The 15,092-nt window shown below is 52.6% G+C and carries 11 protein-coding genes; 5 read left to right on the top strand and 6 right to left on the bottom strand.

Annotated features, from left to right (window positions below; all coding sequences use genetic code 11):
• Positions 1–24 precede the first annotated feature (24 nt).
• Positions 25–924: a UTP--glucose-1-phosphate uridylyltransferase GalU gene (gene galU, locus ACUTSU_RS00155; protein ID WP_445650073.1), complete on the bottom strand. Its 900-nt coding sequence runs from the start codon at positions 922–924 to the stop codon at positions 25–27.
• A 659-nt stretch (positions 925–1,583) separates the two neighbouring features.
• Here galU and ACUTSU_RS00160 point away from each other — a divergent pair.
• The gene (locus ACUTSU_RS00160) at positions 1,584–3,170 is read left to right on the top strand and encodes a TerC family protein (protein ID WP_445650072.1); all 1,587 of its coding nucleotides are present in this window, start codon (positions 1,584–1,586) and stop codon (positions 3,168–3,170) included.
• Between the two features lie 28 nt (positions 3,171–3,198).
• On the opposite strand, the gene dcuC is transcribed toward ACUTSU_RS00160, so the two are convergent.
• The 4 genes from dcuC to udk all read right to left on the bottom strand — a co-directional run bounded on the left by dcuC (position 3,199) and on the right by udk (position 7,985).
• Entirely contained in the window at positions 3,199–4,557 is a 1,359-nt protein-coding gene (dcuC, locus tag ACUTSU_RS00165) for an anaerobic C4-dicarboxylate transporter DcuC (RefSeq protein WP_445650071.1), read from the bottom strand.
• 198 nt (positions 4,558–4,755) lie between these two features.
• Positions 4,756–6,591, bottom strand: a complete 1,836-nt coding sequence (gene asmA / locus ACUTSU_RS00170; protein ID WP_445653597.1) for an outer membrane assembly protein AsmA — start codon at positions 6,589–6,591, stop codon at positions 4,756–4,758.
• 44 nt (positions 6,592–6,635) lie between these two features.
• Positions 6,636–7,217, bottom strand: a complete 582-nt coding sequence (gene dcd, locus ACUTSU_RS00175; protein WP_012006010.1) for a dCTP deaminase — start codon at positions 7,215–7,217, stop codon at positions 6,636–6,638.
• Between the two features lie 126 nt (positions 7,218–7,343).
• Positions 7,344–7,985 (bottom strand): uridine kinase, encoded by a 642-nt coding sequence (gene udk, locus ACUTSU_RS00180; protein WP_012006009.1) that lies wholly within the window; start codon positions 7,983–7,985, stop codon positions 7,344–7,346.
• Between the two features lie 245 nt (positions 7,986–8,230).
• Between udk and ACUTSU_RS00185 the strand changes: the two genes are divergently transcribed.
• Positions 8,231–8,860, top strand: coding sequence for a phosphatase PAP2 family protein (locus ACUTSU_RS00185; protein ID WP_445650069.1), 630 nt, complete (start codon positions 8,231–8,233; stop codon positions 8,858–8,860).
• A gap of 47 nt (positions 8,861–8,907) precedes the next feature.
• Here ACUTSU_RS00185 and apbC read toward each other — a convergent pair whose 3' ends face one another.
• Positions 8,908–10,020, bottom strand: a complete 1,113-nt coding sequence (apbC, locus tag ACUTSU_RS00190) for an iron-sulfur cluster carrier protein ApbC (RefSeq protein ID WP_445650068.1) — start codon at positions 10,018–10,020, stop codon at positions 8,908–8,910.
• Between the two features lie 160 nt (positions 10,021–10,180).
• On the opposite strand from apbC, the gene metG reads away from it, so the two are divergent.
• The 3 genes from metG to ACUTSU_RS00205 all read left to right on the top strand — a co-directional run bounded on the left by metG (position 10,181) and on the right by ACUTSU_RS00205 (position 14,997).
• Positions 10,181–12,208, top strand: a complete 2,028-nt coding sequence (metG, locus tag ACUTSU_RS00195; protein WP_445653598.1) for a methionine--tRNA ligase — start codon at positions 10,181–10,183, stop codon at positions 12,206–12,208.
• A 363-nt stretch (positions 12,209–12,571) separates the two neighbouring features.
• Positions 12,572–13,642: a sugar ABC transporter substrate-binding protein gene (locus tag ACUTSU_RS00200; RefSeq protein ID WP_445653599.1), complete on the top strand. Its 1,071-nt coding sequence runs from the start codon at positions 12,572–12,574 to the stop codon at positions 13,640–13,642.
• Between the two features lie 131 nt (positions 13,643–13,773).
• The gene (locus ACUTSU_RS00205) at positions 13,774–14,997 is read left to right on the top strand and encodes an MFS transporter (RefSeq protein WP_445650065.1); all 1,224 of its coding nucleotides are present in this window, start codon (positions 13,774–13,776) and stop codon (positions 14,995–14,997) included.
• Positions 14,998–15,092: the final 95 nt, after the last annotated feature.

The raw sequence follows: 15,092 nt of genomic DNA on the forward strand, positions 1-15,092 counted from the left end.
TGATCGTCTTCTCAGCCGTAATTCTTACTTGCTGTTCAGCGTTTGTTTTAGCCACTGGGTAAAATCTTCACCTTCGGAGGCGTGGCGCAGTCCGTATTGTACGAATGCCTTCATATACCCCAACTTATCGCCGCAGTCATGAGATTTTCCGCTCATATGGAAGGCTTCTACGGTTTCCTGCCCCATTAGAGAAGCAATGGCATCAGTTAACTGAATTTCATCACCGGCACCTGGTAAGGTTTTTTCCAATAACGGCCATATATTAGCTGACAAAATATAGCGACCAACTACCGCCAAATTGGAAGGCGCGTCTTCGAGAGCTGGCTTTTCCACTACCGCCGTCATTGGAGTACTCTCACCCGCAGACAACGCCGCTCCGCCACAATCCACTACGCCGTATTTCGATACGTCTTGTTCCGGCACCGGTTCCACCATGATTTGACTGAAGCCAGTCTCGGTAAAACGCTGAATCATTTTGGCTAAGTTTTCTTTGCGCAGATCGGCTGTTGAGTCATCCAGCAACACATCGGGCAACAGAACAACAAAAGGATTATCGCCTACCATCGGTTTGGCACACAGAACCGCGTGCCCCAGACCTTTAGCCTGTCCCTGGCGTACTTGCATTACTGTCACATCTGAAGGACAAATACTCTGCACTTCTTCCAGCAACTGGCGTTTGACCCGTGATTCCAGTACCGCTTCAAGCTCAAAAGAGGTATCGAAATGGTTCTCAATAGCATTTTTAGAAGAGTGAGTTACCAGAACAATATCTTTAATCCCAGCTGCAACACATTCATTAACGATGTATTGAATCAGTGGTTTATCGACCACCGGCAACATTTCTTTAGGGATGGCTTTTGTCGCCGGCAACATACGGGTTCCCAAGCCTGCTACGGGAATGACAGCCTTCAATCTTTTTTGCATGTTTTTTATCCACATTCAATAATTATTACATAGCTGAACCAAGCCGCTCATGAAGTCGGAAACGGGATAGTTGAGACACGCTACCGCCCTTGGCTTTCAGCTACCAATGTACTGTCATCGTTCTCTGCAGGTGACTAGGTTCAGTCACGTTTTAATGTAAATCGAGGGATGTACTCTTTTGTTAAGCGATAGTTAGATCACAAATGAAACAAAATAAATACGCCCTTATAACCAAACGATGATACTTGTAAATGTTTATATGGCTAAGATTCTTATACTATTGCCCTATCGATACAAGCCTAAGATACCCATTGGGTACCCTTTTCAGAATAAGACTACCCACAGGGGTAGACTCAGCAAAGTGTAGCAGTCAATGAAATCCATAATGGTTTGATTTTTAAAAATTATATTTACGCTGCATTTATCAACAAACGTCTCCCCCCATATTCCAGAAACTGAGTTCCTTTTCAGAAAATTCCCCATTTCTCCTTGTGTCACATTTTGATCCCTTCCTGCATGGATGAATTTTTATGCATTATTTTTGCTTGGCTTTTCATTTGGCAGGCAAGTCCCCCAGTTTTAATGTTGAATTTTCCTGGCTCAACACCCATCATTCGTTTGCGGCATAAGCCGTCGAACTTACAGGTGAAATTGGGCGTATGGAATGGATCGCAGATCCAACAATTTGGGCCGGCCTGGCCACTCTGGTCGTGCTGGAAATCGTGCTGGGTATAGACAACCTTATCTTTATCGCCATCCTGGCGGAAAAATTACCAAAGCATCAAAGAGATAAAGCCCGTGTTGTGGGTTTATTGCTGGCGTTACTGATGCGTCTGGCGTTATTGGCCTCGATCTCATGGTTGGCGACACTGACTCAACCGTTGTTTTTTGCCGGCGGACATCCCTTCAGCGGCCGCGATCTGATAATGCTGGTTGGAGGTATCTTCCTGCTGTTCAAAGCCACCATGGAGCTCAACGAGAGACTCGAGGGTAAAGATGAAGAGCAACAGAGCCAGCGCAAAGGCGCCCGCTTCTGGCCAGTGGTGGCACAAATCGTGGTGCTGGATGCGGTCTTCTCGCTCGACTCGGTGATCACTGCCGTCGGCATGGTCGATCACCTAGCAGTCATGATGCTTGCGGTTTGTATCGCTATCGGATTGATGTTGTTGGCCAGTAAACCGCTAACGCGCTTCGTCAATGCCCACCCGACGATTGTCATCCTGTGTCTGAGCTTCCTGCTGATGATCGGTTTCAGTCTGGTTGCCGAAGGCTTTGGCTACCACATTCCGAAAGGTTATCTGTACGCCGCCATTGGTTTCTCAGTGATGATTGAAGCCTTGAACCAACTATCGCAGTTCAACCGCCGTCGTTTCCTCTCGACGGCACGCCCCCTGCGCGAACGAACCGCAGAAGCCGTGCTGCGCATGTTGAGCGGCAAGCATGAAGAAGCGGAAATCGACAACCAATCCGCCAACCTGTTGGCCGATAGCGGCAATGAAAGCGGTGAAATTTTCAACCAGCAGGAACGCCATATGATCGAGCGCGTGCTGGGTATGGCGCAGCGTACGGTAAGCAGCATCATGACCTCCCGCCATGATGTGGAATACCTCGAGCTAAATGATCCGCAGGAAAAGCTGACCCAATTGCTGGAGAAAAATCAGCATACGCGCATTGTTGTTGTAGAAGACAGCGCCAGCGATGAACCCCTCGGTGTCATTCATACCATCGACGTGCTGAAGCAACAGTTAACCCAAGCGCCACTCGATTTACGTGCCTTGGTGCTACAACCACTGATTTTTCCCGAGCAGTTGACCCTGCTGAGCGCCCTTGAACAATTTCGCCAGGCACAGACCCATTTTGCCTTTGTAGTAGACGAATTCGGTTCAGTTGAAGGGATAGTCACGCTGACTGATGTGATGGAAACCATTGCAGGCAACCTGCCGGAAGCCGGAGAGGAAGTCGATGCCCGACATGACATTGTGCTAAATGATGACGGAAGCTGGACTGCCAACGGCTATATGCCGCTGGAGGATCTGGTGTTGTATCTGCCATTACCGCTGGAAGACAAGCGTGAGTACCACACGTTGGCCGGACTGCTGATGGAACACAGCCAGCGCATTCCCCAGGAAGGCGAGCAGTTGCGGATCGGTGACTACCTGTTTGAACCACTGGAAGTCAGTAGCCACCGTATTTTGAAGGTAAAAATCACCCCGTTGTTGGTACCAGAACCAGACTACGAGGTTTAAACCAGGGCCGGGCATCGCCCGGCCGCTATTACAAATGCTGGGGTACCAGTAACTCCGTCGCCACAATCACCACTATCACCCCGACAATCACTGGTACCGAAGTGCGCTTCACCACTTCGAACGGCGAGATTTTTGCCATGCCTGATACAGCCACCACCACCCCTGAAACTGGCGACAAAGTACGTCCCAGGTTCGAAGCCTGCAGCATCGGGATCACCAAATACGCTGGGTTAACCCCCATCTGAGCCGCCAGTTTGGGAATAAGTTCCACGAAAGCATAAAACGGGGCGTTACCTGAACCGGTGGTCATCGCGGCCAGCATGGTAATCACCACCAGCACCAACATCATGATGATGCCGCCGGTACCAAACGACTGCGCCAGGCTGATCAGCCCGCTGATAAACCCGACTGTGCTCAAGCCCTGGGCGAACACGCCGGCAGCTACCAGCAGCATAACTACACTGGCAAAAGCGTCCGCCATACCGCGATAAGCGACTTCCAGACCGCTAAATACCTGTTTGGCACTGAAACTGCGCAGGAACTCAATCACCGCCGCCAACAGCATGCAGCCAACCAACACGGTGATGATATGCAGTTCCGGCCCCCATTTACCATCAAACACCAGCACGCCCAGGATAGGTGTAAACGGCAGCACAGCGTAGAAGCCCGGCGCATGAGTGGTGATTTCACTCACATCCATAATGTGATGCTGTTCATTGGCCTTTTTGTCGAGGTAACGCTGCCAAAAGAAATGCGCAACCGCCATGCAGACAATCGCCGCTATCGAGATCGGTAAAGTAGTTTTAAAGGCGAAATCAACCAATGGCATTTCCGCCGCTTTAGCGGCCAGGACCACGTCACCCGAGGTCGGTGCCAGAATAATCGCCGCGGGTGAAGCACAAATCGCCGCAGCCGCACCACGGCTGATACCCACGTTGACCATCAATGGAAACAGCGTAGCCATCAGCAATACGCCCAGACCAGTGGCAGAGGAGACCGCCAGTGACATCAGACAGGCAACAAAATAGGCCGCCACCATCAAAAGGTAGGGGGAGTTGATCATTTGCAGCGGACGGGATGCCAGCTTGACCACCACATCATTGGCACCAATGTGAGTCATATAGGCCGCAAATCCGCACAGCATCATAATCATCATGCCGAGATCGCCACCACGGCTCATCAGCAGAATTTTGACGTATTCAATAATGTCGGTCGCGCGCCATCCGGTAGATGTGGCGCTGGCAGGCAACAGACTTTTGCCCATCAGGGCGCTGATGGCCAATAGCAACAGGCCACCCACCATCAATACGCCGGTGGCAGAGTAACCTTTGATGATGTAACGGCCAACGCCTGCCGCGACAACAGCCCCGATCAGAAGCTCTATCATATTCCCTCAACTTATCATTTTCGTTTTTTACCGTACCAAAGCGTATAAATCGCTTAACTGCGCACACTCTGCACAAACTCAGACACAGACGTCATGATATCCGTCAAAGTTACGGGAGGAAATGATTGGGAAAGGGAAATACTCTGGCGAGGTTTACTGAGAGTGCAGGCCACCGCCCGGCCTGCACTCTCTCAAAGATTAAAGCTTATCGAGCAGTTTTTTAAGATCCTGGCCCTCGCGCGAATCCTTGTTTTTATCGGCCCACTTGTTCAACGCGTCCTTCGCCCTGTTCTGCAGCGTTTTCCGCAAGACCTGGTCGACCTGCAATTGATAGTTAAGTTGGTTCCACGGGCCGTAAACCCGCAGTGGGATCGGCGTTTTCTGCAACTGCTCGATCAGATCGCTACGCCCTTGCCAGCCGCCAGTTACGCGAACGTTAAGCGCCATATCACACTGTTTACCCGGCATGTCCACCGTCCCATTGCCGCTCAGGTTTAACAACGGAGAATCTGCACTCAACTCGGTAATTTTTACCGTTCCGCGATCCAGGCTGGCATTAGCCGACAACTGTTTCACTTCGGTATAACGCTGATAATCTTTTTGTCCACTCACGCTGTTATCATTGCGCGCCACGGCTTGCTGAATCAGTTGCTGAATGTTCAGACCGTGCAACTGCGCGTCCTGCATCGCCAACTGTGCAGTGCCCTGCCAGCGCCGTTCAAACGACTGTGACGTCAGACGATCGCCGGTTAAATCCCCTTGCATGCTGAATTTCCCGGTCATGATTTGCGGCATCTCAAACGCCTTCAGAATGCTGCCAAGTTCAACCTGCTTCACCATCGGCTGCACGGTAATCACCGGTCTGCGGCCACGCGCGTCCAGGGTGCCTGGTAAAGCAAAATCACCATCGGCTACCTGCCCGGAGAAAGAATGCAACGTTAACAGACCCTGCCGGTTTTCTGCCTGGGTCGAAAGATGGGTAATATTCATACCGCGGTAGGTGAGTTGATCCACACTCAAATTGAGCTGCGCGTTAAAATCTCGCAGCACCTCTAAATTTTGCTGAGGATCGTCCATCTGGCTAGCAATGACCGGCGAGGAGGTGACATTCTGCTCTTGCTGCACTGACGAACTACTGGACTGCCATCCGGTAAAGGCGTCAAAATTCACTGCCGCAGAGGTCAGGTTAAGCGTATAGGCAGGTATCTCACCAAACTCGATACTGGCACCACCGCTAAAGGTGCTGTCATTGGCATCCAGGCTCAGCTGGCTAAGTGTCACTTGCTGCGGCGTCTGTTGATAGACCACTTGAGTCCTGCCATCGCCTTTAATACCGCCGGCCAGGATGTCAGCACCTTCCAGTTGGTAACTGAATTGGGTGACATTGGCTGCAATTTGCCGTGGATACTGCTGCAGATCGATATCTGCGGCCAGGCTGAAGGTCAAATCGCGCTGATTGCGGTTTACCCGGCTGGAAAGTTCCATTTGCGCCTGGCGTTTGGCATTTTGTTGCAGGGTGAGATTAATATCGCGAACGTTGATCTGTTCGTTATTGGCGCGCTGCCAAATCAACAGGCTGTCCACCACCCGCAGATTATCGATATCAAATTTCCACGGCGTATCCACCGCCTCTTCGGAGTGGCTAGCAGGCGCGATAGGTGCGTCGGGTTGATCTTGTTCTTCACTTTCAGGGGTCAGGCGGATCACGGCGTTCTTCAGCATCACCTGTTTCACAAACAGTTGATGCGACAACAACGGCAGCAGTTTGACATCAAGGCGCATATTATCTGCACTAACCACCGGCGCTTTGGCTCCGGGCGCAGTCAGCGTCATACGGCCGGCCAGAATGCTGAGCTGCGGCCAGATATGCCAGCGCAAATCGCCATCCAGCGTCAGATGATAACCACTCTTTTTCTCGACTTTCGTGACCATGTAGGCACGAAAATCATTCGGATTTACCAGCAGTACCAGCGCGGACATCCCCGCCAGCAACACCACCAGTAAAATCACCAAAGCCGTCAGTAATCTTCTCATGCCATCCTCTTGTCAGCGCCACACCGACCGTGCTTCCAGCGCTGTTAATCCTTGTCGATTCGACTGGCTACTGCGCCCTGCTGATCGCGATATTTTGCATCCTGGCGGCTATTATAAGGACGTGCCGCCGGCCCGGACAGCGGTTCAAAACTCAGTGCGCCAATCAGCATGCCCGGACGCAATGCCAGCGGCAGCTTACCTGAATTATAGAACTCCAGGACAATTCGGCCCTGCCAACCTGGATCGATACGGTGCGCGGTAACATGGACCATCAGGCCCAGACGCGCCAGGGAAGAACGCCCGTCCAGCCAACCCACTAAATCGTTTGGCAGCGTGACCGACTCCAGCGTGACCGCCAGCGCCAACTCCCCCGGATGCAGGAAGAAAGCCTCTCCTTCCGGCAGAACAATTTCATCACTCATCACGCGATCCAACGCGGCACTGACTTCATCTTTCGGCCCGCTAAGGTCGATAAAGGCAGCGGTATGGCCACGAAAAACGCGGAACTGATTGCCTAAACGGACATCCACTGTGGCCCCGTTAATACGCTCAATCGGCGGACGCGGTGAAATCACCAGCTTTTCACAATCCAGCCAGGCTTCTATATCACGGTCGCACAGTCTCATTTATTCATCTCCATCAAGGCGTGTCACTAAAACAAAAATTGCCACACAACGGGCGAAAGGTCTACGCCGCGGTGTAAATAGTTGCCCGCCGGCCGGAAACACGGGTTTTCCGGCCATTGAACGGCATTATTCAAAGAACTGGCTGATTTTGGCTTTCAGAATATCGATCGCAATGCGGTTTTTCCCCCCGCGTGGGACGATAATGTCGGCGTATTGCTTGGAAGGATCGATAAACTGCAGGAACATCGGACGGACGGTTTTCTGGTATTGCGCCATTACCGAATCCATCGAACGGCCACGCTCGTTCACATCTCGCTTCATACGGCGCATCAGGCAAATATCCAGCGGCGTATCAACAAAGATCGAGAAATTCATTTCCTGACGCAGACGGATATCCGTCAACAGCAGGATCCCTTCAAGAATAATCACCTTTTTCGGTTCCAGATGAATGGTCTCTTTCTTACGCGTGTGCTCGGTGTAACTGTACAAGGGTAACTCTATCGCCTTGCCTGATTTCAGCATTTGCAGATGCTGAAACAGCAGGTTGTGGTCCATGGCGCTTGGGTGGTCATAGTTTGTCTTGACCCTTTCTTCCATGGTCAAGTGAGTCTGGTCTTTGTAGTAACTGTCTTCAGGAATAACGCCGATATGTTCATCGCCAACCTGATCGCGAAGTTCACGATACAACGTACTGGCGATAAGGCTTTTTCCGGAGGCAGATGCGCCAGCTATACCAATAATGACGCACTGATGCGGCTTGTCAGTCATAAAATTGAAGACCTGATTTCGTAGTGTGAAGGGGGGGAACTAAAACGCGTCAATTATAGGGAGTTAGCGGCCATAGCGCCAGCCTATATTGCCGCAGCCAGACCGCTATCTCGGGTTATTTCGTCGGATTGGTCTACCACGATTTTCAGATGATTGCTTCTAGGGCTATCGGGCATGCCGGGGTAAACTCGGTGACTTAATGATAATCCTGACAATTGGGATGCCTTATTTCATCGGAGACCGACGTGCTGGACTGGTATTTTCTGACATTTTTTGGCGACAGTATGTTGCTGTTGCCGTGCTCATTGATTCTCTTTATCGTATTAGTCGTGCCACCAGCCACCCGAACCGCAGGTTGGCAATGGGCGCTGATTTTCGGTGGTGCCGGCGGCGTGGTATGTGCCTCCAAACTGGCCTTTATGGGCTGGGGCATTGGCATTGAAAGCTATGACTTTACCGGCTTTAGTGGCCACTCTGCGCTGGCAGCCAGTATCTGGCCGGTGTTCCTCTGGACGCTGACCGGGCGTTTTTCACATGCGGTGCGCAGTATGGCGCTGGTGGCAGGTTTGGTGTTGCCCCTCACTATCGGGCTATCGCGGCTGGCCATTCAGGTGCATTCGCCTTCGGAAGTGGCAAGTGGATTAGTGTTGGGTTATCTGGCCAGCTCGCTGTTCCTGTGGTTACAACGTGGCAAGCCACGTCCGCAGCTTTCCTGGTTACGGATCATCTGCGCATTGGCTTTACCGCTCGCCCTGATGGGCAACCGGCAACCGGCACCGACGCAGGGCCTGTTGGAACATATTGCCACCGCTCTGGCACATATCGAACGCCCTTATACCCGTGCGGACCTGCACAAACATCTGACGCTCCCATAAACAAAACCCCGGAGCCAGTCTGGGGTTTTGCTCTAAATAAGGCGCTGTTACAAGGCTCGGAAAGAGATTTCCGTCGGAATAGCTTCACCTTGCCAATACATCTGCGCGGCAACGCGACCGGCCAACTGGCGATACAGCTCGGCAAATTCACTGTCCGGGCGGCTTATCACCGTCGGCTCGCCACGATCCAAATCTTCGCGCAGTGAAATATGCAGCGGCAACTGCCCCAGCAGGCGGCTATGGTATTTCTTCACCAGTTTTTCCGCCCCACCGGTACCGAAAATGGGTTCGTGGTGTCCGCAGTTGCTGCAAATATGCACACTCATATTTTCCACTATGCCCAGAACCGGCACATGAACCTTCTCAAACATCACAATGCCCTTGGCGGCATCAAGCAGCGCGATATCCTGCGGCGTGGTGACCACCAATGCTCCGGTAACCGGAATGTTTTGCGACAGCGTCAACTGAATATCACCGGTACCCGGTGGCATATCCAGCACCAGATAGTCCAAATCCGGCCACAAGGTATCCTGCAACAATTGCATTAACGCCTTGCTGGCCATCGGGCCGCGCCACACCATGGCATTATCGTCGGTCACCAGATAACCAATAGAGTTGGTTGCCAGACCGTGCGCCAGGATCGGTGCCATGTGTTGCCCGTCAGGCGAAGTTGGACGCTCGTTCTCGGTGCCCAGCATATTCGGGATCGACGGGCCATAAATGTCAGCATCCAGAATACCGACCTTGGCCCCTTCCGCAGCCAGCGCCAACGCCAGGTTAACCGCCGTGGTGGATTTACCCACCCCGCCCTTGCCGGAACTGATGGCGATGATATTACGCACCCCCTTGATACCGGCCTGATTGTTGGCGCGTTTCAGAGTGGTAATATCGTGCTTCAGTTTCCAGTCGATTGCCTCAGCACCGGTCACGCGCAGTAATTCTGTACTGACGCTGTCTTTCAGCACCTCAAAACCGCTCTGCCAGGCGAATGGCATAATCAGTTCAATGTGCAACACATGATCCAACAACGCGCAGTGGTGAATTGCCTTCAGCGCGGTCAGATTATTCTTTAACGTCGGGTGTTCAAAGGCGGCCAGTACACCGGTCACCAGGGCACGCAGAATTTCGGGGTTAGTCTGCTCGGGGGATTTTGTGCTCATCCCGGCTCCTTGATTTTGAATGGATAGCTTCCCGCTAAGCATATCAGAACTGCAGGCCGGTCGGCGCATGTCTGTATAAAGAAACCGCCCTAGCCGTGGCGGACGCGATCGGGTAACATCAAAGACCCTTTTTATTCATTACAGAAACCAAGTTCTCACTATGCCTCAAGTCGCGAAAAAATTATTGGTGACGTGCGCGCTGCCGTACGCAAATGGTTCCATCCATCTCGGCCACATGCTCGAACACATCCAGGCAGACATCTGGGTTCGTTACCAACGAATGCGCGGCAACGAGGTTCATTTCATCTGCGCGGACGACGCGCACGGCACGCCGATCATGCTGAAAGCTCAGCAATTGGGCATCAAGCCGGAAGAAATGATTGCGGAAATGAGCCAAGAGCACCAACAGGATTTCGCCGGTTTTGGCATCAGCTATGATAACTATCATTCCACCCATAGCGATGAGAACCGTGAGCTGTCGAACCTAATTTACGGCCGCCTGAAAGAAAACGGTTTCATCAAGAACCGCACCATTTCTCAGCTGTACGACCCGGAAAAAGGCATGTTCCTGCCTGACCGCTTCGTCAAAGGCACCTGCCCGAAATGCAAATCGCCGGATCAATACGGCGATAACTGCGAAGTTTGTGGCGAAACCTACAGCCCGACCGAGCTGATCGATCCGAAATCCGTGGTTTCCGGTGCGACGCCGGTACTGCGTGATTCCGAGCACTTCTTCTTTGATCTGCCGTCGTTCAGCGAAATGCTGCAGGCCTGGACCCGTTCCGGCGCGCTGCAAGAGCAGGTGGCTAACAAGATGCAGGAGTGGTTTGAGTCCGGTCTGCAACAGTGGGATATCTCCCGCGATGCGCCGTATTTCGGCTTTGAAATCCCGGATGCCCCAGGCAAATACTTCTACGTCTGGCTGGATGCGCCAATCGGCTACATGGGTTCATTCAAAAACCTGTGCGACAAGCGCGGCGATCTGGACTTTGACGAGTTCTGGCACAAGGACTCCGCTACCGAGCTGTATCACTTTATCGGCAAGGACATCGTTTATTTCCACAGCCTGTTCTGGCCGGCAATGCTGGAAGGCAGTAACTTCCGCAAGCCGACCAACCTGTTCGTGCATGGCTACGTAACGGTAAACGGCGCCAAGATGTCCAAGTCTCGCGGTACCTTTATCAAGGCCGGTACCTATCTGCAACACCTGGATGCCGATTGCCTGCGTTACTACTACGCCGCCAAGCTGTCTTCACGCATTGACGATATCGACCTGAATCTGGAAGATTTTGTGCAGCGGGTAAACGCCGACATCGTGAACAAGGTGGTTAACCTGGCTTCGCGCAACGCCGGCTTTATCAGCAAGCGTTTTGGTGGGCAACTGGCCGACAAGCTGGCCGATCCGGCGCTGTACCAAACCTTCGTTGATGCGGCACAAAGTATCGCCGAAGCTTATGCCAGCCGTGAGTCGGGCCGTGCAATCCGCGAAATCATGGCGCTGGCCGATCTGGCAAACCGCTATGTGGATGAGCAGGCGCCATGGGTAGTGGCTAAACAGGAAGGCCGCGATGTAGATTTACAAGCCATTTGCTCAATGGGCATCAACCTGTTCCGTGTCCTGATGACCTACCTGAAGCCGGTGCTGCCGTCACTGACCGAACGTACCGAAGCCTTCCTTAATTGTGAGCTGAGCTGGGACAGTATCCCGCAGCCGTTGCTGGGCCATCAGGTTAATACATTCAAAGCCCTGTTCAACCGTATCGATCTGGATAAGGTCAATGAAATGGTTAGCGCCTCGAAAGAAGACATGGCGGCAACGAAAGTGGTCAGCAGGCCGCTGGCGGACGATCCTATTCAGGACACCATCACCTTTGACGATTTCGCCAAGGTTGATATGCGTATTGCCCTAATCAAGAGCGCCGACTTTGTCGAAGGTTCGGACAAGCTGTTGAAGCTGCAGTTGGATCTGGGTGGCGAAATGCGCCAGATCTTCTCCGGTATTCGTTCCGCTTATCCGGATCCAAAAGCGCTGGAAGGCCGTCTGACCATCATGGTTGCCAACCTTGCGCCGCGCAAAATGCGCTTCGGTATCTCCGAAGGCATGGTGATGGCTGCCGGTCCGGGCGGAAAAGAAATCTTCCTGCTTAGCCCGGACAGCGGCGCACAGCCAGGGATGCAGGTGAAATAACATCCACTCACGTGATCGTAAGGGTCGAACTTGCTCGGCCCTTTTAGGTTGCTGACAAAGCAGGAAAAAGCATGGTTTTTCCTGCTTTGTGGTGAGCAGCCGAAAATCAATACATTGATTTTCCTGATTTTTATTTATCGGCCTCTACTCGCTCTGGTCAGGAATGAGGTTTGTCATCAGTCTGAAGGGTCGAGCTTGCTCGGCCCTTTTTATTTGATTTCCCTGAGTACCTCTTCCAGCCCCTTCCCAAGAGAATCATTTCGGTTCCGATGCTCCGACATTAAAGTAGACGTCCAGAAGGAAAGACTGCTATAAATAGTCACTTACCGGGATAGTTCTCACCTGCTTTCGGAGCCAATAATAATGAAAACCCTAAAGACCCCGCTGCTGGCCATTGGCATGCTGACCGCACTGCCGTTGTTTGCCGCAGAAACTCCTGCGCCGGTACCCACCGCCATCGCTCAACATCAGGGCCCCATTCGCATTGCGGTGATCCGCAATCTGGGCTCCGATGACAACACCACTCAGTTTCTGGCCGGCGCCCTCCAGGAAGGCCGCAAACTGGGGTTTAAGGTGGATACCTTCCTCAGCAACGGTGACGACGCACGCTTTCAGGATTTCGTGAATCAGGCCATCAGCCAGAAATATGACGGCATTATTCTCTCGCAGGGCCGCGCGCCCTATTCCACCGATCTGGTCAAACGCATTACGGCGGCGGGCATTGCCGTATCCGCCTTTGATACCGACATCAGCGGCACTATCCCCGGCGTCACCGTTTCACAACAGGATGACACTTCACTGACCAATGAGTCTTTCGGTCAGTTGATCAAGGATTTCAACGGCAAAGCCAATATCATCAAACTCTGGGTGGCCGGTTTCCCGCCGATGGAACGCCGCCAGGCCGCTTATCAACAGTTGCTGAAACAGAACCCTGGCATTCACGAGCTGGAGTCGATCGGCGCAGTGTCATCCGACGTACAGGGTGATACCGCCAACAAGGTTGGCGCCGTACTGGCCAAATTTCCGAAAGGCAAGATCGACGCGATTTGGGGCACCTGGGATGCCTTTAGTCAGGGTGCCTACAAGGCGTTGAAAGAGAATGGCCGTACCGAGATCAAACTGTACAGCATCGACATCTCTAATCAGGATTTGCAGCTAATGCGCGAAGCCAACAGCCCGTGGAAAGTCAGCGTGGCGGTGGACACGAAACTGATCGGTGCAATCAACCTGCGTCTGGTGGTGAACAAAATTGCCGGGGAACCGACGCCGGCAACCTACGAATTTAAAGCCGCCGCTATTCCACAGGCACTGCTGGTCAGCCAGCCGGGGCCGGTCAATGTCGCCGGCCTGGCCAAAATTATCCCGGGCTGGGGCAGCAGCGACGCATTCATCCAGCCCTGGTTCGCCACGCTGCAGGCTAAAACGGGAAAATAATTTAAATCCTGCATATACTCAGGCAGATTATAGGGGCGCCACAGCTGCGCCCCTGTTAATCGGGCCAAATATCTTCGCCCCCTACGGTTACCCACACCAAATTAATCACCGTACGTATAAACAGGTCTGACATGAAGGGATTCCCACCGCTGATCAACACCTTGCTAGCCAGCTCGCTGGTATTGACCATTGGGCGTGGCGTCACGCTACCGTTCATTACCATCTATCTCACCGGACATTTCCACCTGCTGCCGAAGAGCGTCGGTATCATTTTGGGCATCAGCCTGATGATCGGTATTTTCGCCAGTCTGTATGGCGGTTACCTGGTCGACAAGTTCAACAAAAACACCTTGATTCTGACGGCCATTTTGCTGTTCGCCCTAAGTTTTTTCGCTATTCCGTGGATCCCGCGTCCGGGTGGGATCATCGTGGTATTGGCTATCCTGCATACCGCCTATTCGGTACTGGGCATCACCATCAAGGCCTGTTTTGCCGACTGGCTACCGGTTGCGCAACGTATCAAAGCCTTTTCAATCAACTACACGCTGGTGAACGTTGGCTGGGCGGTCGGCTCATCACTGGGGGTGATGGTGGCAGGGCTAAACCCATTGTTACCCTTTTACCTTTCAGGCGGATTGGCTTTATTCACAGTGACAGCGTTGAGTTTTAGCCTGCACCGACAACGCACTACGCCGCCAACAGCGACTGAGGCCGTGCCCTCTGCCCCCCCCAATTTCCGCCAAACGCTGACCATTCTGCGCAACGACCAGCGGCTGATTTATTTTACTCTCGGTAGCACGCTTGGCGCGGTGGTATTCGGCCAGTTCACCGGTTATTTGTCGCAATACCTGATTCTGGTTTCCAACGCCGAGTTTGCCTATCAGGTCATTGGGGCGGTGATGATTGTTAATGCCTGCATCGTCATCGCGCTGCAGTATTTACTGAGCCGAGGTATGCGGCAGGAAAACATGCTGCGCTGGCTGACGCTGGGCACCGTGTTTTTCATTCTGGGGCTGATCGGTTTTAGCCTGGCCGGGCAATCACTCTGGTTGTGGGCCATAGCTATGGCGATATTTACCCTTGGGGAGATTATCGTGATCCCGGTGGAGTACATGTTTATCGACTTTATCGCCCCACAGCATCTGAAAGGCAGTTACTACGGCGTGCAAAACCTCAGTGCTCTGGGCGGTGCCATCAACCCTGTGCTGTGTGGTTTTATACTCAGCTATGCCGCGCCGCAAATGATGTTCGTGATGTTGATTGCTGCCGCATTGTTCAGCCTGCTATTCTTTTTCCTCGGCCATCGCCTGGCACAAAAGCAGCAATACCGTGCAGGCATCATCAGTACAAAATGAGGGCGCACCGGGCTTAATTAACGGCTGTCAACCTGCCTGACAGGCATGACAGCCATAGAGAGAATTCATGGTGTGATTTGTGGCGGATGTCACAG

Source organism: Serratia sp. NA_13 (genome assembly GCF_052691735.1).

Bases quoted from the DNA above. Each gene is read 5' to 3' on its own strand.
- asmA (WP_445653597.1), bottom strand. From the start codon at position 6,591: ATGAGAAGATTACTGACGGCTTTGGTGATTTTACTGGTGGTGTTGCTG.
- dcd (WP_012006010.1), bottom strand. From the start codon at position 7,217: ATGAGACTGTGCGACCGTGATATAGAAGCCTGGCTGGATTGTGAAAAG.
- ACUTSU_RS00160 (WP_445650072.1), top strand. From the start codon at position 1,584: ATGGAATGGATCGCAGATCCAACAATTTGGGCCGGCCTGGCCACTCTG.
- galU (WP_445650073.1), bottom strand. From the start codon at position 924: ATGCAAAAAAGATTGAAGGCTGTCATTCCCGTAGCAGGCTTGGGAACC.
- udk (WP_012006009.1), bottom strand. From the start codon at position 7,985: ATGACTGACAAGCCGCATCAGTGCGTCATTATTGGTATAGCTGGCGCA.
- dcuC (WP_445650071.1), bottom strand. From the start codon at position 4,557: ATGATAGAGCTTCTGATCGGGGCTGTTGTCGCGGCAGGCGTTGGCCGT.
- metG (WP_445653598.1), top strand. From the start codon at position 10,181: ATGCCTCAAGTCGCGAAAAAATTATTGGTGACGTGCGCGCTGCCGTAC.
- ACUTSU_RS00200 (WP_445653599.1), top strand. From the start codon at position 12,572: ATGAAAACCCTAAAGACCCCGCTGCTGGCCATTGGCATGCTGACCGCA.
- ACUTSU_RS00205 (WP_445650065.1), top strand. From the start codon at position 13,774: ATGAAGGGATTCCCACCGCTGATCAACACCTTGCTAGCCAGCTCGCTG.
- apbC (WP_445650068.1), bottom strand. From the start codon at position 10,020: ATGAGCACAAAATCCCCCGAGCAGACTAACCCCGAAATTCTGCGTGCC.